Source organism: Streptomyces sp. NPDC005494 (genome assembly GCF_042872025.1).
GTDB lineage: Bacteria > Actinomycetota > Actinomycetes > Streptomycetales > Streptomycetaceae > Streptomyces.
This window is the reverse complement of the sequence record NZ_JBIAJR010000002.1, coordinates 687,711-711,476: the sequence shown is the minus strand read 5'-3', so window position 1 is coordinate 711,476 and position 23,766 is coordinate 687,711. Positions and strand designations below refer to the sequence as shown.

The following is a 23,766-nucleotide window of genomic DNA, read 5'->3' as shown; positions in this document are numbered from 1 at the left end:
GGCCGGGATGCCGTTGTTGACGGCGGAGCCGCTCTCAGGCCTCGGCCCAGGCGCGCATCGCCTCCCGGGTGGGAAAGTCGGCCACGTCCTTGTCGAGCGGCTCGTCGGTGTACTGGTGAATGCGCCAGTCCGCCTCGATGCGTGGTTTTCCCGCCGTTCCGTAGTCGGCGATCCAGAGTCCGTCACCCGCGTACGAGGTCGTGTCGTGGTCGAGCCAGAAGGAGCGGTTGCAGTACAGCAGGACACGGTGACTCGGCCTCAGCCGTTTCACCTCGCGGATGAAGCGGTCCTTGTCCGCGCTCGTCGCACGGGTCCCCTCACCGGTCCGCTCCCAGTCGACGGCCAGGAGGTCGCCCGCGCGCTCGGGGGTCCCCTCGACGAAATGGGCCGCCTGCTCCTTCGCGTGGCCGGGCCACAGGAAATGGTAGAAGCCGATGACGCAGCCGGCGTCCCTGGCGCGTTTGACCTGGCTCTTCAGTTTCGGGTTGACGTAGGACCGGCCTTCGGTGGACTTCACGAAGACGAAATCCAGACCCTCCGTATCGAAGTCGGTCTGGTAGGAGCTGACATCGACACCGTGCAGCACGAATATCGCCTCCAAGTGGGGCACTGAGGTTCCGCTTCTCTCTCCCATGGGTGCCCGTCCGGAGCCATCCCACCCCCCGCCCGGCTGCGGAACCGATTCGGCACGCCGGAATAGTGTCCGCGCTTCGCGGGTTGGTGACCGGGCGAGAGCCTATTTCCCGGACACGCGGCAGCGAAAGGTCTGATCATGAAGATCGGCATCATCGGAGCGGGCAACATCGGCGGCAATCTGACCCGGCGCCTCACCGCGCTCGGGCATGAGGTGTCCGTCGCCAACTCCCGTGGACCCGAGACGCTCGAGGCGCTCGCCGAGGAGACGGGGGCGACGCCCGTCACGTCGGCCGAGGCGGCGCGCGGAGCGGACGTCGTCGTGGTGACCGTGCCGCTCAAGGCGGTCCCCGCCCTGCCTTCGGGGCTCCTCGACGGAGCGGCGGACGGCGTCGCCGTCATCGACACGGGCAACTACTACCCTCAGCAGCGGGACGGCCGGGTCGCCGCGATCGAGGACGGCCTGCCGGAGAGCCGGTGGACCGAGCAGCAGATCGGCCATCCTGTGATCAAGGCGTTCAACGGCACGTACGCGCAGGACATCCTCGACAAGGGTCTCCCCCGCGGCACTGCCGGCCGGCAGGCGCTGCCCGTCGCCGGTGACGACTCGGCCGCGAAGCAGAGGGTCCGCGACCTGATCGACGAGCTGGGCTTCGACACCGTCGACGCGGGCGGCATCGACGAGTCCTGGCGTCAGCAGCCCGGGACGCCGGTGTACGGGAACCGTGGTGACGCGGCGGCCATCGAGAAGGCCCTGGCCGAGGCGTCCCCGGAGCGCACCGCCGAGTGGCGCGCGTGAACCGCCGGACCCGCGGGTCCCGGCCCGTCGCGCCGCGCACGTCCGAGGGTGCGGCGCGACGGGCCGGGGAGGCGTCAGTTCTCGGCCGGAAGGCTGTCCATGAACGAGCTGACGGAGAACACGGCGCGGCCCGCGCCCGCCGGACCGTATCCGGGCGGTGAGGAGAGCCCGTACTCCTCCATGGTCGCGCGGTAGGCCTCGAGCAACCTGATGTGGTACTCCAGCGGCGCACCGTCCGGGTTGGTCCTGCCCAGGGGGGTGGTCGGCTCGGGGCACCAGGTGGTGAAGCGCGGGGTGATGCCGTTCGACATGAAGAAGCGCAGCCCCTCGGTGGTCGAGGCGATGGCCTCGTCGACGGTCCTGAAACCGTGCGGCTGGGCCATCTCCACGCCGGCGACGAAGTTGGGGATCACGTTGCGGGCGCCGAAGACATCCGCCGAGTCCAGGATGCGCCGGTGCCATTCGTCGCGGCCGACGTAGCGTTCCTTGCCAGGGCAGTAGAGCTCGAACAGACGGCGGTCCCACACCTCGTAGTTGGGGTGGTAGATCTGCACGCCGTAGTCGTGGAAGCGCTGGACGTCGGACTTGGGGAGCGCCTGGGCGACGACCTTCCCGGTCCAGCGTCCGGGGAACCGCTCCTCGATGGCCTTGGCGTAGCGGCCGTAGAAGTCGGCCTCGTCCCTGCCCTGGATGTGGGAGGTGATGGCGCCGCCGGTGAGCGTGTACGCCGTGGTCGTCCTCGCCGTGTCGTGGCGGTCGATGATCTCCAGGGCCTCCAGGACCTCGTCGACGTCCTTCACGCCCGTGTAGGGGCGGCCTGCCGCCTTGTGCTGGCGCCAGTTGTGGTTGATGTCGCAGTACTGGCACTCCTCCTTGGCACCGAAGTACTGGCAGACCCGGAAGACCGTGAGGTAGATCAGATATCCCCACTGGATGGTGGGGGCGACCTCCATGACGGACTTGCCGTTCTCCAGGGTCTGCCGGTAGTAGTCCGGCATCGGGGGCAGACCCACGTCGGAGATGCGGGCGCCGTCGAGATAGAGGCCCAGTACGCCGTCGGGCCCGGCGGCCACGCGGTACGGCGAGGCCGGGTTGACCCGGACCGACACCACCGTGCGGCGCAGGTCGTACGGGCCGCCCGTGAGCACGATCTCCTCGGGCGGCCTGCGCAGGGCGGCGGCTCCGAGCTCGGGCAGGGTGCCGTGGTCGAAGGAGAAGATGAAGTACGACTTCGGTTTGACGTCGCCGTGTTCGTTGTCACTGAGCGCGGACTCGTCGAACGCCATACCGCCGCGCAGCAGGTCCTCCTTGAGAACCGCCTCTCTCGGCACATGGGGGAACCGCTCCATGAGCCGCTCGACCAGACGCGTCCGTTCCCCGGCGGGCGAGGCGGTGCGGGTGGGTCCGAGCTGGATGTGGCTTGGCATGTGCGGGCTCCTCGGGTCCGGTGTGCTGGTCACGACCGTGTGTACGACACACTGTCCAACGAACCAGCATCGCCGGGCGTTCGCACGTGATCCGTCCGGGTTCCGCCGGACGCCCCGGCGGCAGAGGACGAGGAGTACCCCTCATGCCCCGCACCATGTCCGTGTCGGACAGCGTCCTGATCCGGGCGGCCCCGTCGGCCGTGTACAAACGGTTGAGCGACCCCACCGCCATGGGGCGCTGGAGTCCGGAGAACCTGGGCGCACGGGTGCTCGGCGGGCGCCGGGAGGCTCATGTCGGCATGGTCTTCGAGGGCCGCAACAAGCGCGGGCCCTTCCGCTGGACGACCAGGTGCACGGTGACGGCTGCCGATCCTGGCCTGCGGTTCGCCTTTCGCGTACACGCGATAGGTGTGCGCCGTCCTCTGCTGCCCGGTGCCATCGCACTGTGGGAGTACCGCTTGGAGGCGGTCGACGGGTGTACCCGGGTGACCGAGACCTGGACGGACCACAGGCGGGCCTGGCCGGACCCGCTCGCCAACGCCTTCGACCGCGTCGCGACGCGGGGCCACACGTTCGCGGAGTTCCAGCGAGTGAACATCCGCACGACCTTGGATCGCCTGCGGGCAGCGCTGGAGCACGAGGGCGCGTGAGCGGCCGGGCGTGACGAGGACGGTCCCCGTCACGGTGAGGCGTGGGCCGGAATGCAACCGGACGTGGTACTTCGCCGCAGACCACTGAGGTGTACGCGGAGCTGTCGTGCCGCGGATGTACGGCTGGTCACGCCGGCGGAGTCCGGCGACGGCGAGACCCGCGCGGGCATCGCGGAGCGGGTGGCCGTCGCCGTGAAGCTGCGCGCGACGGGCTTCGCGGACCTGTGCGGGGTGTGCCTCGTACGCATCGTGCGTCACCCCGCGAACATCACCCCGCGAATGCGAAGGTGGCAGCCATGATCCTGAGGCTCGGTCACGGGGAGGCCGGGTGGAGCGAACTCAGGGCGTGAGCGACGGTGTTCACGCCGCGCCGGGTCCGGCCGCGTCCCAGTGCGCCGGCCGGGTCAGGGAGGGCGGCAGTCGCGTGGCGGCGTCGCCCTTCGCCGCGTTCAGCTGGGCCTGGGTGAGGTAGACGGCTCCGGTGAGGTCGGCGCCGGACAGGTCTGCATCACGGAGATCCGCGCCGATGAGCTCCGCGGACCGTAGATCGGCTCCGCTCAGATCGGCCGCGATGAGGTAGGCCCCGCGGAGTTCGGCGCCGCGCAGGTCGGCGCCGGAGAGCCGGGCCCCGATGAGGTCGGCGCCGCGGTGACTGCGCTTCGTGCGCCGGGGGAGGGTGGCGCGTTCCAGTGCGGCTGCGCGCAGCAGCAGTGGCGCCACCGTGTCGCGGTGTGCGGACACGTCGAGCTCCGCGAGCCGGCCGGCGGGGAGGCGGGTGAGGCGTTCCGTGTCGTCGAGTGCTGCGCGGAGTTCGGCGGCGATGGGCCTCGCGGCCGGCAGGGAGAGCGCTTCGGTCAAGTACCAGAGCAGTTCGTGCAGTTGCCGCATCACCGGGAAGACCTGGAACATCTCCTGAGCTGCCTCCCCGCCCGAGCGCCAGTCCGTGCCGGAGCAGGTGTCCTGGGAGACCTTCTGGCCCGCGCCGAAGCAGTCGTACACCGTGCAGCCTGCGAAGCCGTCCGAGCGCAGACGGGTGTGTATGCCGCAGCGGAAGTCGTCCGCGAGGTTGGGGCAGGGTGTGCCCGCGTCCTTGTCGATCGCGAAGTCCGCGGACGCGGTGAGCGTCAGGGCGACACAGCACAGCCCGGCGCAGTTCGCACAGTCCGCCCGCAGGGCAGCGCGATCGGTGACGGGTGCGGTCGGATGGTTGTCGGACACGTGCGCGGTTCCTCCGTCGTGTGCGGTTGCAGCCGAGTTTATCGGTGCGGGGGTACAGCAGGCGCGGCCACTGTCGGTGGGCGGGCGCACACTTGAGCCCCAGGACTCGGCACAGGCGAAAGGGCAGGACGTGAGCGCTGCGCAGGAAGGGGGGTTCGAGCCCGCGACCGGCGACGGCCCTGCGGCTTCCCTGCCGCCGGGCGTGCGGGCCGGGGAGGTGCGGACCGCGTTCGAAGGGATGCTCCAGATCAGACGGCTGACCCGTGCGGACGCCGCGGATCCGGAGGGCGCGCCGGCCGCGTGGGAGTTGCACCGGCCGGTGCGGGCGGTGGCGCTCGCACTGGAGGCGGCGGGCATCTCACCCTCCGCCGTGGGCCCGACCGGGGAGCGGACGGCCATGGGTTACCGGGTCCGCGTGGGCGAAGCGGCCGGCTCGGTGCGGGTCGAGTGGACCGGGCCGCCGGGCAGCGGGGCCGCACACGACGAGGAGGAGGCGCTGACCGGATGCGTGTCGGTGTTGCGACGGCTGGGCTGGACGGCTCTGCTGTACCGCGGGCCGCGCCGGCGTCGGTTCGTCGAGGTCGAAGCTCCGCCCGCGGAGCGTCCCTGAGCGCCCGCATCGGCCCCAGGAGCTTTGTCAGACCCATGAGGAATGCTTGACGGTCCGACACCTCTGACGGGGAGATGCTGAGATGCACCAAGCAGAAATCGCCGCGGCCCAGGCGTACGTCCGTTTACTGGCGGCCGCACGCGCCGCGCTCGCCGATCCGGCGGATGACCCGCTCTACATGCCGCTGCTCGCCTCCCCGATCCAGGAGGCGGACGAGGCCCTGCGAAGTGCGGGGCTCTCGGGCAACGAGGACCGGTTCTTCGCTCTCGTACGGCAGTTGCAGCCGAGCCTGAGCGGTTCCGGCCGCTGACTCGCGCGCACGGCGGGCGCCGCGCACGGGGCCGTACGCCCCGGCGGGGCGCCCGCCGCCGCGGGCCGCGGATCCGGCTAACGGTCGCTGTACATGAGCGATCCGGGTGTGGTGAGGAGCTCTCCCGTCTCGAGCCAGGTCTTCAGGCCGGAGAGGATCATCGGCCAACCGCCGTACAGTTCCTCGTTGGCGCCCTCGCGCAGTTCGTCGTGGGTGACGGTGAGCCGGCAGGAGTCGCCGACAGGCTCGATCTCCCAGGTGATCCGGCTCGGACCCTCGCCGCGCACCTCGTCGCTCCAGAGGGCGACCATGCTCTGCACGAGCCTGCGCGGCGGATCGACCTCCAGGTTCTGGCCCTCACCGAGCGGACCCGGTGCTCCGGGTGCACCCATCTCGAAGCGTGAGCCCACGGTCCAGTCGGAGGTGACGCGGGCCCCGAAGTTGTACTTGCTCCTGATCTCGGGATCGGTGATCGCCTCCCAGAGTCGCTCGGGGGTCGTGCGGATGTAGATCTCGAAGACCTTCTCCATGACATTCTCCAGTCGGCTCTTGAGCTCGCTGAGCCCGGCGGCCCAGGGCTCCGCGTACTTGCTGACCCACCGGTCGTGGACGAGCCGGATGGGCACCGGGTTCAGGAAGTGGAGCTTTTCCCGCCCCCGGCGTCGCGTGACGACCAGTCCTGCGGCCTCCAGCAGCTTGAGGTGCTTCATCACCGCGAAACGCGTGATGTCGAAACGGGACTCCAGCGCACTCAGTGTCTGCCCGTCCTCGCGGAAGAGCTCGTCGAGCAGACTGCGGCGCGTCGGGTCTGCCAGCGCTTTGAACACCTCGTCCATACCAGCCAAAATAGGTGACCTTTTGGTCACATGTCAATGCCTACAAGACCACCGGAAGCCCCTCATCAGGGGCGATGAATTGATTCAAGTCAGGAAGAAACTTGACTGGCTCCTTGACTGGCAGCATCGCCCAAACCTAGCGTACGGTCCGGATGAAACGATTCACATCCGATCCTGACCGGTCGCCGGTTGACTCTGCTTACGAGGTGTTCATGTCTGATGTGTCGGCCGTCAAGGCAGCTCTGAAGTCTCAGGTCATCGAGACGCCGTCCTGGGGTTACGGCAACTCCGGGACCCGCTTCAAGGTCTTCGCCCAGCCTGGTGTCCCCCGTGACCCGTTCGAGAAACTGGCGGACGCGGCGCAGGTGAACGCGTACACGGGCGTCGCACCGAAGGTCTCGCTGCACATCCCGTGGGACAGGGTCGAGGACTACGCGGCACTGACCCGCCACGCCGAGGACCTCGGACTGCGGATCGGCGCGATCAACTCCAACGTCTTCCAGGACGACGACTTCAAGCTGGGTTCCGTGACCCACCCGGACCCGAAGGTCCGCCGCAAGGCTGTCGATCACCTGCTCGAGTGCGTCGACATCATGGACGCCACCGGCTCGCCCGATCTCAAGCTCTGGTTCTCGGACGGCACCAACTACCCCGGCCAGGACGACATCGCGGGCCGCCAGGACCGACTGGCCGAGGCCCTGGCCGAGGTCCACGACCGGCTCGGCGACGACCAGCGCATGCTCCTGGAGTACAAGCTCTTCGAGCCCGCGTTCTACACCACCGACGTCCCCGACTGGGGCACCGCCTACGCCCACTGCCTCAAGCTCGGTCCGAAGGCCCAGGTCGTCGTGGACACCGGTCACCACGCTCCGGGCACGAACATCGAGTTCATCGTCGCGTTCCTGCTGCGCGAGGGGAAGCTCGGCGCGTTCGACTTCAACTCCCGGTTCTACGCCGACGACGACCTCATGGCGGGCGCTGCCGACCCGTTCCAGCTGTTCCGGATCATGCACGAGGTGGCGAAGAACGGCGGCCTGAAGGCCGAGACCAACGTCAATTTCATGCTCGACCAGTGTCACAACATCGAGGCCAAGATCCCGGCCGTCATCCGCTCGGTGACCAACGTCCAGGAGGCGACCGCGAAGGCGCTGCTGATCGACGCCGAGGCGCTGACCGCCGCGCAGCGGTCCGGTGACGTCCTCGCCGCCAACGCCGTGCTGATGGACGCCTTCAACACCGACGTCCGGCCTCTGCTCGCCGAGGTGCGCGAGGAGCTCGGTCTGGCCCGGGACCCGTTCGCGGCCTACCTCGCCTCCGGCAACCAGGAACGCATCGCCTCCGACCGCGTCGGCGGAGAGCAGGCGGGCTGGGGCGCCTGAGCGCCGCTCCCCCGCCGTACGTCCCGTACCCGCCCGTCCCTCTCCTCTTCCCGAAGGAACCCTCATGACGTCCGCGACGCACGCAGAAGTCGCCGCGCTCCTGGAGCGCGCCCACCGGATCGGCTCCGACCCGCGCAACACCAACTACGCCGGTGGCAACACGTCGGCCAAGGCCACGGAGACCGATCCGGTCACCGGCGGCGAGGCCGAACTGCTCTGGGTCAAGGGCTCGGGCGGCGACCTCGGCACGCTGACCGAGGCCGGTCTCGCCGTGCTCCGGCTGGACCGGGTGCGCGCGCTCAAGGACGTGTACCCCGGGGTGGAGCGCGAGGACGAGATGGTGTCCGCGTTCGACTACTGCCTCCACGGCAAGGGAGGTGCCGCTCCCTCCATCGACACCGCGATGCACGCGCTCGTCGAGGCCGCGCACGTCGACCATCTCCACCCGGATTCCGGTATCGCGCTGGCGTGCGCCGCCGACGGCGAGAAACTGACGGCCGAGTGCTACGGCGACAAGGTGGCCTGGGTGGGCTGGCGCCGGCCCGGTTTCCAGCTCGGTCTCGACATCGCGGCCGTCAAGGAGGCCAACCCGCAGGCCGTCGGCGTCATCCTGGGCGGTCACGGCATCACGGCCTGGGGCGACACGTCCGAGGAGTGCGAACGCAACGCCCTGTGGATGATCCGCACCGCCGAGACGTTCCTCAAGGAGCGGGGCAAGGCGGAACCGTTCGGTCCGGTGCTCCCCGGCCGGGAGGCCCTCGACGCCGAGGCGCGGCGTGAGCGGGCAGCGGCCCTCGCTCCGGTGATCCGCGGCCTCGCGTCCACGGACCGTCCTCAGGTGGGCCACTTCACCGACGCCGCCCCCGTGCTGGACTTCCTCGCACGTGCCGAGCACCCGCGCCTCGCCGCCCTCGGGACGTCCTGCCCGGACCACTTCCTCCGTACGAAGGTCAGCCCGCTGGTACTCGACCTGCCGGCGGACGCGCCGCTGGAGGAAGCGGTGTTCCGGCTCCGGGTGCTCCACGAGGAGTACCGCAACGCCTACCGCGCCTATTACGAGCGCCACGCCACCCCCGGCTCCCCCGCGATGCGTGGGGCGGATCCGGCGATCGTGCTGGTCCCCGGTGTCGGCATGTTCTCCTTCGGCAAGGACAAGCAGACCGCACGGGTCGCGGCGGAGTTCTACCTGAACGCCGTCAACGTGATGCGGGGCGCCGAGGCGGTCTCCTCGTACGCACCGATCGAGGAGTCGGAGAAGTTCCGCATCGAGTACTGGGAGCTGGAGGAGGCCAAGCTCCGCCGGATGCCGCGGCCGAAGGCGCTGGCCACCCGGGTCGCCCTGGTGACGGGCGCGGGGTCGGGCATCGGCAAGGCCATCGCGCACCGGCTCGTCGCGGAGGGCGCCTGCGTCGTCGTCGCCGACCTCGACGCCACGAACGCCCAGGCCGTGGCCGAGGATCTGGGCGGGCCGGACAAGGCCCTCGCGGTGACCGTCGACGTCACGTCGGAGGAGCAGATCGAGAAGGCGTTCAAGGCCGCGGCCCTCGCTTTCGGCGGCGTGGACCTGGTCGTGAACAACGCCGGAATCTCGATCTCCAAGCCGCTCCTGGAGACCACGGCCCGGGACTGGGACCTCCAGCACGACATCATGGCGCGCGGATCGTTCCTGGTGTCCAGGGAGGCCGCGCGGATGATGCGTGCGCAGGGCCTCGGCGGGGACATCGTCTACATCGCGTCCAAGAACGCCGTGTTCGCCGGCCCGAACAACATCGCGTACTCCGCCACGAAGGCCGATCAGGCGCATCAGGTACGGCTGCTGGCCGCCGAGCTCGGCGAGCACGGCATCCGGGTCAACGGGGTGAACCCCGACGGGGTGGTCCGGGGTTCCGGGATCTTCGCGGCCGGTTGGGGCGCCCAGCGCGCGGCGACGTACGGCATCGAGGAGGAGAAGCTCGGCGAGTTCTACGCTCAGCGCACGATCCTCAAGCGGGAGGTGCTTCCCGAGCATGTCGCCAACGCGGTCTTCGCGCTGACCGGTGGAGACCTCACCCACACCACCGGCCTCCACATCCCCGTGGACGCCGGTGTGGCGGCGGCCTTCCTCCGCTGACCACGTGTCACCGCGCCGCGCCCCGGGAGCTGTTCCTCGAACGCGCCGGGGCGCGGCTCCGTCCTGATCGGATGAGAGTTCCATGTCTGCGACTTCACGACACGACCCGGTGTTCGCCGCGGTGGACCTGGGCGCCACCAGCGGCCGGGTGATCACCGGCAGGGTCGGTCCGGACGAGCTGGTGCTGCACGAGACGCATCGCTTCGCCAACACCCCGGTCCTGCTCCCCGACGGGCTGCGCTGGGACGTGCTCGCCCTGTTCCAGGGGATGCTGGACGGATTGCGCGCCGCGGCGCGCGGCGGTCCCGTCACCTCGGTGGGCATCGACACCTGGGCCGTGGACTACGGCCTCCTGGACGCGGACGGTTCGCTCCTCGGGGTGCCGTTCCACTACCGCGACAGCCGCAACACCGCAGCCGCCGAGGAGGTGCTCGCCGGTGTCTCCGCGAGGGAGCTGTACGGGGTCAACGGTCTGCAGCACCTGCCCTTCAACACGGTCTTCCAGCTCGCCGCCCAGCGTTCGACCGCTCAGTGGGCTGCCGCACGCACGCTCCTGCTGATGCCGGATCTTCTGGTGTACTGGCTGACCGGGGCGGTGGGCGCGGAAGTGACCAACGCGTCGACGACCGGTCTGTTCGACGCCTGTACCGGCGCATGGTCCGACGCCCTGCTCGAACGACTGGGACTCCGGCGTTCGCTCTTCCCCGCACTGCGCGAACCGGGTGAGCGGGCGGGAGCCCTGTTGCCGCACGTGGCGGAGTACACCGGCCTGCCCGCCGGTACGCCGGTGACGACGGTCGCCTCGCACGACACCGCGTCCGCCGTGGCCGCGGTCCCCGCCGCGGAGCCGGGATTCGCCTATGTGTCGTGCGGTACCTGGTCGCTGGCCGGTCTGGAACTGGACGCGCCGGTGCTGACGGAGGAGTCGCGGGCGGCGAACTTCACCAACGAGCGCGGGGTCGACGGCACCGTGCGGTATCTGCGCAACATCATGGGGATGTGGCTGCTGGAGGAGTGCCGGCGAGCGTGGGACCGCGACGGTACGCCGACGAGCCTGCCGGGCCTGCTGGCCGAAGCGGCGCGTGCCCGGCCGTTCGCCGCCGTGATCGACCCGGACGATCCCGTGTTCCTGGCGCCGGGCGACATGCCGGCGCGGATCGATGCCGCCCTCGCCAGGACGGGACAGACCTCACCTGACGGCCGTGGCGGATACGTGCGGTGCGTCCTGGAGAGCCTGGCCCTGGCTCACCGCCGGACGCTGCGCGAGGCCGCGCGGCTGGCCGGGCGTGAGCTGACCCGGATCCACCTCGTCGGCGGAGGCTCCCGGAACGAACTGCTCTGCCAGTGGACGGCGGACGCGACCGGCCTGCCGGTCACCGCGGGTCCCGCGGAGGCCACGGCTCTCGGGAATGTGCTGGTCCAGGCGCGGGCGCACGGGCTGGTCGGCGGACTCGCGGACATGCGGCGGCTCGTCGCACGCACCCAGGACCTGTGTCACTACCTGCCGCGGGGGGACGCGGGGGGCTGGGACAAGGCCGCGGACCGGCTGGGCATCCGCGTATGACCGCGGCCCCCGGGGCAGTCCGAGGGCGTCCCGCCCGGGGCCTCGGGGCGGCGCGCCCTCCGCGACGGGACCGAGGCGTACCGCCCGGGGCCTTGGGCCGGCGCGCCCTCCGCGACGGGTCCGGCCTCAGCGGGAGACCAGGCCGAGCTCCTGGTCGCCGAGCGGCTCGAAGTGACGGGCGACCTCCGCGGCGGTGACGTCGCCGTGCTCGGAGGGGTTCCATCGCGGGCTGCGGTCCTTGTCGATGATGCGTGCGCGGACGCCCTCCACCAGGTCGGCTCCCGCGAATGCCCTGCAGGAGACACGGAACTCCTGGTCGAGAACCGCTTCGAGACTGCCGAGCCGCCTGGCCCGGCGCACGGCGGCCAGCGTGACCTTGAGCGCCGTGGGTGAGAGGGTCCGGAGCGCGGCGGCGGTCTCCTCGGCGGCCGGCACACCGCTCTTCAACAGCCGCTCGATGATCTCCTCGACGGTGTCCGCCGCGTAACAGTCGTCGATCCAGGCGCGCTGCTCGGCGAGTTCCCCTCCGGGGGCCTCCGTCGCGTGACGCCGCACGGTCTCCGTCACCTCGCCCGCGGTCGTGCTGCGGGAGAGGTCGCGGACGAGGTCGTCGAGATGATCGGAGGGGACGAAGTGGTCGGCCAGTCCGCACAGAATGGCGTCCGCCGCGTCCACGGCACGGCCGGTGAGGGCCAGGTGCACACCGAGCTCGCCGGGCGCCGAGGCGAGCAGACGGGTGCCGCCCACGTCGGGGACGAAGCCGATGCCGGTTTCGGGCATCGCGACACGTGAGCGCTCGGTCACGATCCGCACGTCCCCGTGGGCGGAGACACCCACTCCACCGCCCATGACGATGCCGTCCATCAGCGCGACGTACGGCTTCGGGAAGCGCGCGATCTGCGCGTTGAGCCGGTACTCGTCACGCCAGAAGTCGACGGAGGCCCGGCGGCCCGCGCGGGCGTCCTCGTAGATCGAGCGAATGTCTCCGCCGGCACAGAGACCTCGCTCGCCCGCTCCCTTGATCAGGACGGCCGTGACCGACTCCTCGCCGGCGGCCCGGGTGAGCGCCTCCCCGATGCCGCGCACCATGGTGTGGGTGAGCGCGTTCAGCGCCCGGGGACGGTTGAGGGTGATGTGCAGGACGTGGCCCTCGGTGTGCAGCAGGACGGGCTCGTCGTCGTTCATGGGTGCGCTCCGGTCAGCCGTGGACGATCTCTGCGCGCCATTGTGCGACGGCGGTCCTGGGCCCTTCGCGCCGGGGGCCGCCGGCCCGACCGCTGTGGCACTCCCGGACCTCGGGCTCGACAATTGGAATCCACGGGCCGCGACGTCCAGCAGCCCCGCCGGGCGATCTCCGGAGCAGGCATGAGCGACACTTCACGGCGACCGCACGACGACGCTGCGTCGCGGCTCCGGTTCGACCGGCGCAGCGCCGGTGAGACGGCTACCGCGGAGCGTCTCGCCCTGAACCGCACCGGCAGCTTCGAATGGGATCTGGACGCGGGGACGCTGGACGTCGACGAGGCGGGTCTCCTGGTCTTCGGCCTGGATCCCGCGACCTTCGACGCGCGGCCGTCGGCCGTGGTCGAACGGCTCGACGCGACGGAGCGAGCACGGCTGGACGGTGCGATCGACGAGGCGATCTCCGGTGGCAGCAGCTCCTACAGCGTCCACTTCCAGGTGCCCCAGGAGGACGGGACCCAGCAGTGGACACACGTCCAGGCGCGGATCCTTCGTTCGGAGGACGGACGGGCACACCGTGTCATCGGTGTGGTGAGGGACGCGACGGCCGAGGTCACCCATTCGGCCTTCGTCCTGGACCTGGAAAAGCGGCGCCGCCGCCAGACGAGCATCGTCGAACGCACCACGACAGCGATGTCACGCGCGGTGACCGTGGACGACGTCACCGCCGCCCTCACGGGACCGGGCGGGCTGGTGGGAATCGGCGCGGACGGGCTGGCGCTCGGTCTGGTGGAGGATTCGGCGCTCGACATCATCGCGCTGAGCGGCGATTCCGTGGAGGTACTGGAAGGCCTGGGTTCGGGCCGGCTCGACGCGTCACGTCCCCTCGGGGACGCGATCTTGAGCGGGCGACCTCTGTTCATCACCTCGCTCGCCTCGCTGATCAGGCGCTATCCGGCTCTGGAGCCGCACATCGGCCGGCTGGACTTCCGCGCCGTGGCCTACCTTCCCCTGATCGCCCAGGCGCGCCCACTGGGAGGCCTCGCCCTGTTCTACCGCGATCGCACCGTCTTCAACGCGGACGAGCGGATCCTCTGCCTGGGGCTGGCCGCCATCGTGGCCCAGTCGCTGCAACGGGCGATCCTCTTCGACGAGGAGCGGGAGTTCGCGACCGGGCTCCAGTCGGCCATGCTCCCCCGGCGCATCCAGGAGATCGAGGGCGGCGAGATCGCGGTCCGCTACCACGCGGCGTGGAGCGGACGTGAGGTCGGCGGCGACTGGTACGACGTGATCACACTGCCGAGGAACCGTATCGGCGTGGTGGTGGGTGACGTGCAGGGCCACGACACCCACGCGGCCGCGATCATGGGCCAGTTGCGGATCGCCCTGCGCGCGTACGCCGCGGAGGGGCATCCCCCGGCCACCGTCATGGCGCGCGCCTCCCGGTTCCTCGCCGAACTGGACACCGACCGCTTCGCGACGTGTACGTACGCGCAGGTGGACCTCGCCACGGGCGAGGTACGCGTCTGCCGGGCCGGGCACTTCGGTCCGCTGATCCGGCACACCGACGGGAGGGTCGGCGTCCCACAGGTGCGGGGCGGTCTGCCACTGGGGATCTCCACGGACTTCCGGGACGAGGAGTTCCCCGAGACCCGTCTCGACCTGGTGCCCGGCGAGACGATGGTCCTGTACACCGACGGGCTCGTGGAGGAGCCGGGGGCCGACGTGGACGCGGGGGTGGCGGCGCTCATCCACGAGGTGAGCGACGGGCCCGACGGCGCCGAGGCACTGGCCGACCATCTGTCCGACCGGCTGTGGGAACGCTGGGGGTCGGGCGACGACGTCGCCCTGCTGGTCGTGCGGCGCAGTCCTGACGTGGGTTCGTCCCGTGCGCCGCGACTTCACCAGTACATCCATCAGGCCGATCCGCAGGGGCTCTCGGAGGCCCGCTCGATCGTGCGTCAGGCCCTGAGGGACTGGGATCTCGGCGGTCTGGCGGACGACGCGGAGCTGGTCACCGGAGAGTTGCTCGTCAACGTGCTGCTGCACACGGAGGGAGGAGCGGTGCTGACCTTGGAGGTCCTGCCGGAGCCCGTGCGACGGATCAGGCTCTCGGTCCAGGACCGCTCCAGTGTCTGGCCGAGGCGGCGCACTCCGGGTGAGACCTCCACCTCCGGACGCGGTCTGCTGCTGCTCGACGCGGTGGCCGAACGCTGGGGCATCGAGCCGCGCGGCGAGGGCAAGGCGGTCTGGTGCGAGATCGGCCCGGCCTCCTAGCCGCAGGTCACGGCCGGTGCCACCGCGTCCCGCGCTCACGGACGCGGCATGCTCCTGGACGGACATGCTCCTGGACGCGACAAGGGCGTACCGCGTCGGGGTCCGACGCCGTACGCCCCGTCACCGGGCCGCAGGTGTTCGACCACCTACGGCCCGGGCTGCCTGGGTACGTCAGTGCTGCACGCTACGGCGCTTGCGGACGGACCACAGGATGCCGCCACCGGCGAGCAGCACCGCGAGCGCTGCTCCACCGATCACGGGCGTCGCGGACGACGAGCCGGTCTCGGCCAGGTCGGGGGCGCTGCTGCTCGGCTCGGCCGGGGCAGGCGCGGCCTCCGTGGCGGTCTCACTCGGCGTCGCGCTGGGCTCGGGCGCCTCGGGCTTCGTCGGCTCGGTGCTCGGGGGCTCCGAGGGGGTCTCCTCGGTCGGAGTGGGCTCCGGGGTGGTTCCCTCGCACACCGGCGCCGTCTTGGTCTGGTCGACCGAGTACCTGTCGCTGTCACCGGCCTTGACGACCAGGCGGACCGTCAGCTCCTTGTCGTGCTTCGGGAGCTGGAGCGGCGTCTTGGTGCTGTAGTCCCTGCCGAACTCGGTCGTGGGGAGCAGCACGTCGCCACCCTCCACGGAGACGGTCACCTGGTTGGTGGCGTCGGCCGAGTACTGCGTCAGGTTGAGCGTCACTTCGGAGCAGGTCACGGCCCAGGTGGGGGTGTGAGCTGCGGCCGGGCCTGCGGAGATGACTCCGCCTGCCAGGCCGACCACCGCAGCGGCCGCGAATGCTCCCGCGCCACGCCACGATCTCCTGGGTATGGTCATGGATTTTTCCTCCATATGAGTTCCCCGCCGGTAAGGCGGTGGGGCGCACAGTACTGCCCCCGCTCACAGGAAGCGCAGCCGCCCCCCACACATCACCCACACATCATCGAGCCACCAACGACACCCAGATCAGCGCTACTTGTGACATGACGGACACACGCAGGATGGCCGGAATACGTCCCATCGGCAGGTCCCCGGGCCGCCTGCGGAGGTGCTGTCAGAGCTGCTTGTGCATGATGTGCAGACCCACATATCCCTCGGCGGGGTGGTTGAAGCCCTCGGGCAGCGTGCCGATGATCTCGAAGCCGAGAGACCGGTAGAGCTTGACCGCATGGGTGTTCGTCTCCACCACGGCGTTGAACTGCATGGCGCGGTAGCCCGCCGTACGCGCCCAGTCCACCGTGTACTCGCACAGGGCACGGCCGACGCCCTGTCCGGAGTGCTGCGGGGCGACCATGTAGCTGGCGCTGGAGATGTGCGCGCCGTTGCCCATGTGGTTCCGGTTCATCTTGGCCGTGCCGAGGACCGTGCCGGCCTCGTCGACCGCGACCACCGACCGGTTCGGCTCCGTCAGGAGCCACCACTCCTGGGCCTGTTCGCGGCCGAGATCCAGGGGATAGGTGAACGTCTCACCCGCGGCGACGATCTCATGGAAGAACGGCCAGATGGCAGGCCAGTCCTCGGCGGTGGCTTGTCTGATCAGCATGGGGCAAGGATGACCGCGAGGGCTGCCCACGGCAATCCCATTAGTGATCTCCACTCGCAGGCCTGCGCAGACCGAGCCGGGCGAGCAGCCTCCGCCCCGGGTCCGGTCGTCGTGCGCCGGTGCGGCGCGAGGCAGGGCCGGTCGGCTCAGCCGTCTCCGGCCAGGTCCTGGGCGTGGTCTCCCGGCCCGGCCCGCGCGCCGGTTCGCGGCCTCGCCGGGGTACGGGTGCGCAGCCCGGCCGGGGTGCGGGGCGTGTCTCGCGTGCCCGGTCCAGCTCCAGGGTCAGATTCACCCTGCGCCAGAGGATTTCGTCGGGGTCGTCCGCGAGCATCAGCTTCGCCATGGCCTCCCTTCCGGCCAGGGACCCCGGGCGGCCGTATACGGGGTCGGGCCGCATCCGGGCGAGGTAGGCGCGCTCGTACGGGTCGTCCACCACCTCGGCGAGCTGCACAGGGTCCAGCCCGGAGGCGTGCAGGGCAGCGCGCACCCATGGGTCCTCCGTGCGGTTCAGCGCTCGGTCGACCCTGCGCGAACGCCAGTTACGCGCGCGCCAGTCGGTGCCTGCGTCGAGCATGGCCCGCATCCCGGCAGGACTCTTCCCTCCGACCAGGTCCGGCTCCGCCGCGGCGAAGGCGAGAAGCTCCTCCACGCGGTAGAGCCAGACGACCGCGCGGTAGCGGTTCAGATAGAACGCCACCGGTGAGACGCACCCGATGCGCGCGAGGCCGGTGAAGCGCACCGGGCTCACTCCGAGCAGCGCCGCGCCTTCCGCCGTCCCTGCCGTACGCACACGGTCCCGCAGCGATTCGGGGAATCCGGGCAGCGAGCGCAGCCGGTCGATCTCACCGCGACGGACCCGCGGCGTCACCCCGCCCGCGGCCCGTTCGGTCTCGATCAGCCCCAGGTGGACGGCGAGGTCGAACTCACCACGCTTCAAGTTCAGTTCCTGAGCGGCTCGCGCTGGGGACACCGGCGTTCCAGCAGTGGCTCCCGTGCCGGCTGTGGTGTGCTTGGTGCGCTTGGTGTGCGTGGCTTCCGTGACGGTCATGACCGTCCTCCCCCGTGAGGTCGAATACTCTCCGTGATCACGGTAGCCCGGGGGCGATGTTTCCGTTCCGGCCTGTGGACAACTTCGCCCTGTCCACAGACACGCAGGTCAGAGGCGGTCGAGTGGGTCCGCGCCCTGTCGTACCGTCACACCGAGATGCTCACCGACGCGGTTGACCAGCAGTGTCATCTCGTAGGCGACCTGGCCGACGTCGGCCTCGGCCTCGCTCAGTACGCACAGGCAGCTGCCGTCGCCTGCCGCGGTCACGAAGAGGAGCGCCTCGTCGAACTCCACCATGGTCTGGCGTGCTCTTCCCGCCCCGAAGTGACGTCCGGACCCCCGGGCGAGGCTCTGCAGCCCGGACGAGACCGCCGCCAGGTGCTCCGCGTCCTCCCGGGCCAGACTGGTGCTGGCTCCGGTCACCAGCCCGTCGTTCGACAGCACGAGCGCGTGCTGGATCTGCTTCACCCGGCTGGTGAGATCGTCAAGCAGCCAGTCGAGTCCCCGGTCCAGCGCCATGTGTTCATCCTCCCCGTTCATACGTTCCCCGCATTCCGCGCCAGCCTTGCGCACGCCTCCCATGCGGGCAAGCACCCCTCCACCCGGGGGGCGTGGCTTCACGCCACCTCCCGGCCGCCGGTCTCGGTGGGCGTGCGGCGCACACAGTCGGCCACCGCCGGCCTGCACGGTGCCGCACGCCGCCCTCACCTCGCAGCCGGTCGCCCGGCCCCGCTCTCACTCCGCTCCCGCCGCCTGGCCGACCGAGTCCAGGATCCGGGCCGTGTGCATGCGGCCCGCGTACTCGACCATCCGGATCAGGACCTCCTTCCCGGAGGCACGGTCGCGCGCGTCGCACAGGACCACCGGCGTTCCGCTGTCCAGGTCGAGTGCGCGCGAGACGTCGTCCTCGGCGTAGGTGCGTGCACCGGTGAAACAGTTGACGGCGACGACGAAGGGGATGCGGCGGTGCTCGAAGTAGTCCACGGCGGGAAAGCAGTCCTCGAGCCTGCGGGTGTCCGCCAGGACGACCGCTCCCAGGGCGCCCTGTGACAACTCGTCCCACAGGAACCAGAACCGGTCCTGTCCCGGTGTGCCGAACAGGTACAGCGAAAGGCCGGACCTGATGGTGATCCGCCCGAAGTCCATGGCGACGGTCGTGGTGGTCTTCTGGTCCACTCCGCCGGTGTCGTCGACGGACTGCCCGGCCTGACTGAGGAGTTCCTCGGTCCGCAGCGGACGGATCTCGCTCACCGCGCCGACCAGGGTGGTCTTGCCGACACCGAAGCCGCCCGCCACCAATATCTTCAGGGCCAGGGCCGTGGAGTCCCCGGACTCTTCGCCGCCTGCGCCGTCCACATGCTCGGAGGACATCGATCACTTCTCTCGCGAGAGCCGTCAGTAGGGGCGACAGCATGGCAAGCAGGGGCGGTCGCCGAAGGGGGTGAACGGTTTTTGATTTACATGTCCGGACTACTTCGTTCATTGCCCGGACGGCGTCGGTATTCGTCGTGAGTGGGAGGTGCACATGACGGTTACGGAAGTTCTCAGAGCGCCCGGAGGCCGTCGATGACCTCGCGCAGGATGCGCTCGTCGGGTAGTTGCGCGGGAGGAACGGGCCGGCTGACGCGGACACAGCCTGCTTCCAGCAGGTCGCCGAGGAGTACCCGCACCACTCCCACCGGGAGATCGGCGTCCGCCGAGAGCTCGGCGACCGACTGGGTCTCGTCCCGGCACAGGGCGAGCAGGGCCCGGTGCTCGGGACCCAGCAGTGCCCCGCCATGGCCCTCCGGGCCACCGTCGGCGGCCACGAGGGCGATCAGGTCGAAGCGCACCCCGCTGGGTCCCGGCCCCGTACGCCCCCCGGTGACCGCGTACGGGCGGACCAGCGGGCCCGCGTCTGCGTCGTACCACCGACTGCCCGGAGGCTCGCCGTCCTCGTCGCCCGCCGGCGTACCGCTGCGCTGTGCCCCTTGTCCGGCGCCGCGAGGCTCAGCATGTCCGGCGCCGTGCTGTCCCCCGTGTCCGGCGCCGCGAGGCTCACCGTGCTCGGCGCCGGGCGGCATACCGAACCCACCACCCGGCGGCACTCCGCCCCCACTCACGCCCACGCGCCGTCCTCAGCCCGTCGCCGGTGGTCCGGCGAGCCTCACCGGGGTGGCCAGGTGCTCGCCCACCCTCTTGACCAGGCGCGCCATCTCGTACGCCACCAGGCCGATGTCCGCGAAGGCCGTGGTCAGGACGGTGAGACAGGAGCCGTCACCAGCAGCGGCGACGAACAGGAACCCGTCGTCCATCTCGACCATCGTCCGGCGTACGCCTCCGGCGCCGAAGTGCCGCCCCGCCCCCTTGGCCAGGCTGTTGAAACCTGATGCCACGGCGGCGAGGTGTTCCGCGTCCTCACGGCTCAGCGCACGGGACGCGCCGACTGCCAGACCGTCGTTGCTCAGGACGACCACGTGCCGGATCTCGGCGACCCTGCCGACCATGTCGTCCAGCAGCCAGTCGAGTTCACCGGAGCGCCGGGACGCCCTCCCCGGCCTTTCGTTCACGATCATGTCTGCTCTCCTTCGGTGTGCTGCCGGAATGAGGACACGGTTCCGCGTGCGGAGCGTCCGGGGTCGTTCGCCCCCGGTGCGGCCCCCCCTCCACGGACCCAGCCGTTGCGATAGGCGGTCATACGGTCCCGGGCCTGCTCCGGAGTGCGCTCGGCCATGGGCACGGGGCCGGTGCCGTGCTGCCCCTCCGCCTTCGGCTGCTCCCGCAGTTGGGGCACGAGGCTGGCCTGCCTGACGCGGCGGGGCAGTTCACCCTCCTCGTCCGCGGCCCGCGCACGCCGGTGCAGAGTCGTCACCGGCTTCTGCGTGGGGCCCGCCTCCGGCCGCGCCTCGGCGGGCGCGCGTGGTTCGAGGGCCGGTACGGCGACCGGGGCGGGGAAGGCGGGCGGACGTTCAGCCGCCGGACCCGTGCGGCCGACGTCGTCCCGGGCCACCGTCGTCGAGTGGGCGCCGGACTCGGCCGCGCCGGCCGGTGCCCCCTCCGGCACGCTGCTCCGGAGCAGCGCCGTCGGCAGCAGGACGATCGCGGTGGTCCCCCCGTAGGCGGAGGTGCGGAGCTGGACCTTGATGTGATGGCGGGCGGAGAGTCTGCTGACCACGAAGAGCCCGAGCCGGTCGCTGTCGAAGAGGTCGAGGGTCTCGGACTGCTCGATGCGCCGGTTGGCCTCGGCGAGCGGTTCCGGGCCCATGCCGAGCCCCCGGTCCTCGATCTCCAGGGCGTAACCGTTTCCGACGGGTTCGCCGCTGATCCGGACCTTGGTGTGGGGCGGGGAGAACTGCGTCGCGTTCTCCACCAGTTCGGCCAGCAGATGGGTGAGGTCGGCGACCGCCGTGCCCTTCACACCGGCGTCGGGCAGGGCCCGTACCTCCACGCGGGCGTAGTCCTCGATCTCCGAGACCGCCGCGCGTACGACGTTGTCGAGGGGTACGGGCATGCGCCAGGCACGGCCGGGAGCGGAGCCGGACAGGATGATCAGGCTCTCGGCGTGGCGTCTCATACGGGTGGTGAGGTGGTCGAGGCGGAACAGGTCACCGAGTTCGCCCGGGTCCTCCGCCCGGCGTTCCATCCCGTCGAGGAGGGCCAGCTGCCGGTGGACGAGTACCTGGCTGCGCCGGGCCAGGTTGACGAAGACACCGGAAATGCCGCTGGCGAGTTCGGCGCGCTCGACGGCGGCGTCGAGGGCGGCCCGGTGCACGGTGTCCAGGGCCTCGCCCACCTGGCCGATCTCGTCGTAGGAGTGCCGGCCTGCGGGTGCCTCGGCCGCGACGTCGAGCTCCTCACCCGCACGCAGGCGCCGCATCGCGTGCGGCAGCTTGCGCCACGCGATCTCCAGTGCGCTGTCGCGCAGGCTGACGAGTTCCACCACGAGTGCGCGGCCGATCCGTACGGAGATCACGAGGGATGCGGCGACGGCGAGGAACCCCAGCACGACGGCCGCTCCGGCCGGGCTGAACAGTGCGCGTACGAAGAGGTTCGCGCGGTCGGACGCCCGGTCACCCGCTGCCGTCTCGACCCCACGCAGCCCGGTGCGCACCTCGGCAGCGTCGCGCTCCCACGCCGCGGTGGACACCGCCTTCGCGGCGCGGCGGCCGGGCGGGGCTGCGAGCACGGTGTCCTCGGCGGCCGTGATCCTGCGGTAGGCACCGCGGTCGGTGAGGGTCCGCCAGGCCTGTCGTGCGCCGGACGGCAGATCGGGCCCGGCCGTTGCGGCCAGGCTGCGGCGGGTCGCCACGGCGCCCGTGAACAGCCGTAGTCGTTCGCCGGCGAGGTTCCCGGTCAGGGTGCTGGACGCGAGCAGCGCCTCCTCGCGGGACAGCATCTCCGCGCTGCGGGCGAGTTCGAGGAGCACCCGGGCCTCGATGCCGTGCTCGGCGTCCTGGATGCCGGTCAGGGCGCCGGAGACCCCGAACCCCGCCGTGATGACCTCGGTGTACCGCGCGTAGGCGTCAGCCACCCCGCCGCCCGGGGCCGCCTCACGTCCGGACGGAGCCGTCGCGCCTCCTGGAGGAGGGGTCTCGCGTCCGGAAGGGTTCAGGAGGCGGGTGCGGAGGGTGCGGAGTTCCTGTGCCGTGTCGAGGAAGGTTCCGAGGCGGGCCGCCGCCCGCGTGGGGAGAATCCCCGCGTCGGCGACGGTGTGACCGTCGCTCAGCCACAGGGCCTCCAGCGCCGCGTCCGTACGCTCACCCTGCTGTCTCAGGGCCGTGGCGTGCCCTGTGCCGGGGGCTGACAGCTGGCGCACGGCGGCCTTGCGTTCGCTCTGCAGCGCACCGACGGCGGCGGTGACCGGGGCACGCACCGTGCTGTTCACGCGCTCGTCCTCGCGCAGACGCGCCACGTCCTGCGCCGTGGTGACGGTGGCGAGTCCCCAGAGGGCGAGGAGGGAAATGACCGGCACCATCAGCAGCGAGATGATCTTCGCCCGCACGGTCCGGGGCCGCAGGGAACCACGTCCCGGCGGATTCCCGCTCGGCGGAATGGGCCCCGCCTCGAGCTCGGGACGTTCGTCCGCCGGCGGCCCGGCATGTGCGCGTCGGCCGCGCGGCGGGGTCACGGTCCGGCCGGTGTGCGCAGCGGGATCCGGGGTCGTCGTGCGGGGTGTGGGCATGGCCCTCCTCGTTCCGGGTGGGGAGCTGTGGGCCCCGAATGCTGTGTACGACGGGTGAGTCGCGGTCCCGCCGCGGCCGGAGGGCCGGGACCGTCGCGACCCCCGGCGGTCAGGGAGCCGGGGCCGTCGCGGGCCGTTGGGCGTGGTCCTCCGCGGGAAGGTCCGCCCGCCCCGCGGGGTGTTCCCGGGCGGGCGGTGAGAGGGCGACGAAGGCCGAGGTCAGGAAGAGGTACGACCCGAGGCCGACGGCGAGCGGGAAGATGAACTGCATGACGGTGGCCCCGGGGAGTTCGGAGCCCGAGGGCACGACCTCCACGCCGACGGCCAGCATGCCCGTGTAGTGCATGCTGCTCACGGCCGCTCCCATGACGAGCGACGCGAGCGCGACCGCCCCCGGTGACCTGATGTTCAGAGCGGCCCACAGGGCAGCCGTGGCGGCGACGACGGCGATGACGACGGAGACCGTCACCAGCAACGGGTCGTAGGCGACGGTGCCGTGGAGGCGCAGGGCGGCCATCCCCAGGTAGTGCATGCTGGCGACGCCGAGTCCGGTGGTGAGACCGCCGATGAGGAGGGCTCGTGAGCGGTCACGGCTGTAGCCGACGGTGAAGACGCCCGCTCCCACCACGAGCATGGCGACCAGCAGGCTGAGCAGCGTGAACGGCACGTCGTAGCGGATGTCGGTTCCGGTGACCCCGAAGCCGAGCATGGCGACGAAGTGCATCGTCCAGATGCCGGTCCCGATGGCGGACGCGGCCGTGAGCAGCCAGTTGCGGCGTGATCTGCCGCTGGTGCCGAGTGCGCGCACGGTGCAGCGCAGGCCGAGTGCGGCGCCGATCGACGCCATCGCGTACGACAGCACGGGGGTAAGCCAGCCGAAGGTGGCGTGGTCCAGGTGTCCCATGGATCCGGGACGGTAGCCCGCCGCTGAGCGCACTTCAGGGGCGCATTTCGAAAGCTGCTGAAATATGACAGAGAGATGTCCCCGCACGATCGGGGCACGCTCGAACGAGTGCACCGCCTCGCGTCGTTTCGTTCGG

The 23,766-nt window shown here is 70.9% G+C and carries 22 protein-coding genes; 8 read left to right on the top strand and 14 right to left on the bottom strand.

The genetic code is table 11. The features are described from left to right. Positions 1–34: 34 nt before the first annotated feature. The gene (locus tag ACFYQ6_RS08925; protein WP_388762239.1) at positions 35–586 is read right to left on the bottom strand and encodes a glycoside hydrolase family 25 protein; all 552 of its coding nucleotides are present in this window, start codon (positions 584–586) and stop codon (positions 35–37) included. Between the two features lie 186 nt (positions 587–772). Here ACFYQ6_RS08925 and ACFYQ6_RS08920 point away from each other — a divergent pair, with 186 nt between their 5' ends. Continuing rightward, positions 773–1,432 carry an NAD(P)-binding domain-containing protein gene (locus ACFYQ6_RS08920; RefSeq protein WP_361576756.1) on the top strand — a complete coding sequence of 220 codons (660 nt, stop codon included), beginning with the start codon at positions 773–775 and terminating at the stop codon, positions 1,430–1,432. 74 nt (positions 1,433–1,506) lie between these two features. Here the strand turns inward: ACFYQ6_RS08920 and ACFYQ6_RS08915 are convergent, their stop codons facing one another. Continuing rightward, complete coding sequence (locus ACFYQ6_RS08915) at positions 1,507–2,859, bottom strand: radical SAM protein (protein ID WP_388761892.1); 1,353 nt, start codon at positions 2,857–2,859, stop codon at positions 1,507–1,509. 143 nt (positions 2,860–3,002) lie between these two features. Here ACFYQ6_RS08915 and ACFYQ6_RS08910 point away from each other — a divergent pair, with 143 nt between their 5' ends. After that, positions 3,003–3,509, top strand: coding sequence for an SRPBCC family protein (locus ACFYQ6_RS08910; RefSeq protein WP_388761889.1), 507 nt, complete (start codon positions 3,003–3,005; stop codon positions 3,507–3,509). A gap of 360 nt (positions 3,510–3,869) precedes the next feature. Here ACFYQ6_RS08910 and ACFYQ6_RS08905 read toward each other — a convergent pair whose 3' ends face one another. Beyond that, complete coding sequence (locus ACFYQ6_RS08905) at positions 3,870–4,727, bottom strand: pentapeptide repeat-containing protein (RefSeq protein WP_388761886.1); 858 nt, start codon at positions 4,725–4,727, stop codon at positions 3,870–3,872. A gap of 130 nt (positions 4,728–4,857) precedes the next feature. Here ACFYQ6_RS08905 and ACFYQ6_RS08900 point away from each other — a divergent pair, with 130 nt between their 5' ends. Beyond that, entirely contained in the window at positions 4,858–5,337 is a 480-nt protein-coding gene (locus tag ACFYQ6_RS08900) for a hypothetical protein (protein WP_361576744.1), read from the top strand. Between the two features lie 82 nt (positions 5,338–5,419). Next, positions 5,420–5,647: a hypothetical protein gene (locus ACFYQ6_RS08895; RefSeq protein ID WP_361576741.1), complete on the top strand. Its 228-nt coding sequence runs from the start codon at positions 5,420–5,422 to the stop codon at positions 5,645–5,647. A gap of 77 nt (positions 5,648–5,724) precedes the next feature. On the opposite strand, the gene ACFYQ6_RS08890 is transcribed toward ACFYQ6_RS08895, so the two are convergent. Continuing rightward, entirely contained in the window at positions 5,725–6,483 is a 759-nt protein-coding gene (locus ACFYQ6_RS08890) for an ArsR/SmtB family transcription factor (protein WP_388761882.1), read from the bottom strand. Positions 6,484–6,695: 212 nt separating this feature from the next. Here ACFYQ6_RS08890 and rhaI point away from each other — a divergent pair, with 212 nt between their 5' ends. The 3 genes from rhaI to ACFYQ6_RS08875 all read left to right on the top strand — a co-directional run bounded on the left by rhaI (position 6,696) and on the right by ACFYQ6_RS08875 (position 11,536). Then, complete coding sequence (gene rhaI, locus ACFYQ6_RS08885; protein WP_388761879.1) at positions 6,696–7,862, top strand: L-rhamnose isomerase; 1,167 nt, start codon at positions 6,696–6,698, stop codon at positions 7,860–7,862. Between the two features lie 64 nt (positions 7,863–7,926). After that, positions 7,927–9,972 (top strand): bifunctional aldolase/short-chain dehydrogenase, encoded by a 2,046-nt coding sequence (locus ACFYQ6_RS08880; RefSeq protein WP_388761876.1) that lies wholly within the window; start codon positions 7,927–7,929, stop codon positions 9,970–9,972. A gap of 82 nt (positions 9,973–10,054) precedes the next feature. Then, positions 10,055–11,536: a rhamnulokinase family protein gene (locus ACFYQ6_RS08875; protein WP_388761874.1), complete on the top strand. Its 1,482-nt coding sequence runs from the start codon at positions 10,055–10,057 to the stop codon at positions 11,534–11,536. A gap of 126 nt (positions 11,537–11,662) precedes the next feature. Here the strand turns inward: ACFYQ6_RS08875 and ACFYQ6_RS08870 are convergent, their stop codons facing one another. Beyond that, on the bottom strand, positions 11,663–12,721 hold the full coding sequence (locus ACFYQ6_RS08870; RefSeq protein WP_388761871.1) for an enoyl-CoA hydratase/isomerase family protein: 1,059 nt from the start codon (positions 12,719–12,721) through the stop codon (positions 11,663–11,665). Between the two features lie 180 nt (positions 12,722–12,901). On the opposite strand from ACFYQ6_RS08870, the gene ACFYQ6_RS08865 reads away from it, so the two are divergent. After that, entirely contained in the window at positions 12,902–14,995 is a 2,094-nt protein-coding gene (locus ACFYQ6_RS08865; RefSeq protein WP_361576723.1) for a SpoIIE family protein phosphatase, read from the top strand. 171 nt (positions 14,996–15,166) lie between these two features. On the opposite strand, the gene ACFYQ6_RS08860 is transcribed toward ACFYQ6_RS08865, so the two are convergent. The 9 genes from ACFYQ6_RS08860 to ACFYQ6_RS08820 form a co-directional block, all read right to left on the bottom strand. After that, on the bottom strand, positions 15,167–15,811 hold the full coding sequence (locus ACFYQ6_RS08860) for an LAETG motif-containing sortase-dependent surface protein (protein WP_361576720.1): 645 nt from the start codon (positions 15,809–15,811) through the stop codon (positions 15,167–15,169). Between the two features lie 217 nt (positions 15,812–16,028). After that, positions 16,029–16,517 (bottom strand): GNAT family N-acetyltransferase, encoded by a 489-nt coding sequence (locus ACFYQ6_RS08855; protein WP_361576717.1) that lies wholly within the window; start codon positions 16,515–16,517, stop codon positions 16,029–16,031. A gap of 40 nt (positions 16,518–16,557) precedes the next feature. Further along, complete coding sequence (locus tag ACFYQ6_RS08850) at positions 16,558–17,565, bottom strand: DUF6397 family protein (protein ID WP_361576714.1); 1,008 nt, start codon at positions 17,563–17,565, stop codon at positions 16,558–16,560. Positions 17,566–17,673: 108 nt separating this feature from the next. Next, positions 17,674–18,084 (bottom strand): roadblock/LC7 domain-containing protein, encoded by a 411-nt coding sequence (locus ACFYQ6_RS08845; protein ID WP_361576711.1) that lies wholly within the window; start codon positions 18,082–18,084, stop codon positions 17,674–17,676. A 216-nt stretch (positions 18,085–18,300) separates the two neighbouring features. Beyond that, a complete protein-coding gene (locus ACFYQ6_RS08840; protein WP_361576708.1) occupies positions 18,301–18,936 on the bottom strand; it encodes an ATP/GTP-binding protein in 636 nt (211 codons plus the stop codon). A 173-nt stretch (positions 18,937–19,109) separates the two neighbouring features. Beyond that, positions 19,110–19,628, bottom strand: a complete 519-nt coding sequence (locus ACFYQ6_RS08835; protein ID WP_361577247.1) for a DUF742 domain-containing protein — start codon at positions 19,626–19,628, stop codon at positions 19,110–19,112. 54 nt (positions 19,629–19,682) lie between these two features. Next, entirely contained in the window at positions 19,683–20,120 is a 438-nt protein-coding gene (locus ACFYQ6_RS08830) for a roadblock/LC7 domain-containing protein (RefSeq protein ID WP_361576705.1), read from the bottom strand. Continuing rightward, positions 20,117–22,726 carry a nitrate- and nitrite sensing domain-containing protein gene (locus tag ACFYQ6_RS08825; protein WP_361576702.1) on the bottom strand — a complete coding sequence of 870 codons (2,610 nt, stop codon included), beginning with the start codon at positions 22,724–22,726 and terminating at the stop codon, positions 20,117–20,119. The genes ACFYQ6_RS08830 and ACFYQ6_RS08825 overlap by 4 nt, the downstream gene beginning before the upstream one ends. 109 nt (positions 22,727–22,835) lie before the next feature. Continuing rightward, on the bottom strand, positions 22,836–23,630 hold the full coding sequence (locus ACFYQ6_RS08820; protein WP_388761864.1) for an MHYT domain-containing protein: 795 nt from the start codon (positions 23,628–23,630) through the stop codon (positions 22,836–22,838). Between the last annotated feature and the right edge of the window lie 136 nt (positions 23,631–23,766).

Coding starts and splice junctions, on each gene's coding strand:
- ACFYQ6_RS08870 (WP_388761871.1), bottom strand. CDS start 12,721: ATGAACGACGACGAGCCCGTCCTGCTGCACACCGAGGGCCACGTCCTG.
- ACFYQ6_RS08855 (WP_361576717.1), bottom strand. CDS start 16,517: ATGCTGATCAGACAAGCCACCGCCGAGGACTGGCCTGCCATCTGGCCG.
- ACFYQ6_RS08840 (WP_361576708.1), bottom strand. CDS start 18,936: ATGTCCTCCGAGCATGTGGACGGCGCAGGCGGCGAAGAGTCCGGGGAC.
- ACFYQ6_RS08830 (WP_361576705.1), bottom strand. CDS start 20,120: ATGATCGTGAACGAAAGGCCGGGGAGGGCGTCCCGGCGCTCCGGTGAA.
- ACFYQ6_RS08835 (WP_361577247.1), bottom strand. CDS start 19,628: ATGCCGCCCGGCGCCGAGCACGGTGAGCCTCGCGGCGCCGGACACGGG.
- ACFYQ6_RS08845 (WP_361576711.1), bottom strand. CDS start 18,084: ATGGCGCTGGACCGGGGACTCGACTGGCTGCTTGACGATCTCACCAGC.
- ACFYQ6_RS08865 (WP_361576723.1), top strand. CDS start 12,902: ATGAGCGACACTTCACGGCGACCGCACGACGACGCTGCGTCGCGGCTC.
- ACFYQ6_RS08825 (WP_361576702.1), bottom strand. CDS start 22,726: ATGCCCACACCCCGCACGACGACCCCGGATCCCGCTGCGCACACCGGC.
- ACFYQ6_RS08915 (WP_388761892.1), bottom strand. CDS start 2,859: ATGCCAAGCCACATCCAGCTCGGACCCACCCGCACCGCCTCGCCCGCC.
- ACFYQ6_RS08880 (WP_388761876.1), top strand. CDS start 7,927: ATGACGTCCGCGACGCACGCAGAAGTCGCCGCGCTCCTGGAGCGCGCC.
- ACFYQ6_RS08820 (WP_388761864.1), bottom strand. CDS start 23,630: ATGGGACACCTGGACCACGCCACCTTCGGCTGGCTTACCCCCGTGCTG.
- ACFYQ6_RS08920 (WP_361576756.1), top strand. CDS start 773: ATGAAGATCGGCATCATCGGAGCGGGCAACATCGGCGGCAATCTGACC.
- ACFYQ6_RS08850 (WP_361576714.1), bottom strand. CDS start 17,565: ATGACCGTCACGGAAGCCACGCACACCAAGCGCACCAAGCACACCACA.
- ACFYQ6_RS08895 (WP_361576741.1), top strand. CDS start 5,420: ATGCACCAAGCAGAAATCGCCGCGGCCCAGGCGTACGTCCGTTTACTG.
- ACFYQ6_RS08875 (WP_388761874.1), top strand. CDS start 10,055: ATGTCTGCGACTTCACGACACGACCCGGTGTTCGCCGCGGTGGACCTG.
- ACFYQ6_RS08890 (WP_388761882.1), bottom strand. CDS start 6,483: ATGGACGAGGTGTTCAAAGCGCTGGCAGACCCGACGCGCCGCAGTCTG.
- ACFYQ6_RS08910 (WP_388761889.1), top strand. CDS start 3,003: ATGCCCCGCACCATGTCCGTGTCGGACAGCGTCCTGATCCGGGCGGCC.
- ACFYQ6_RS08860 (WP_361576720.1), bottom strand. CDS start 15,811: ATGACCATACCCAGGAGATCGTGGCGTGGCGCGGGAGCATTCGCGGCC.
- rhaI (WP_388761879.1), top strand. CDS start 6,696: ATGTCTGATGTGTCGGCCGTCAAGGCAGCTCTGAAGTCTCAGGTCATC.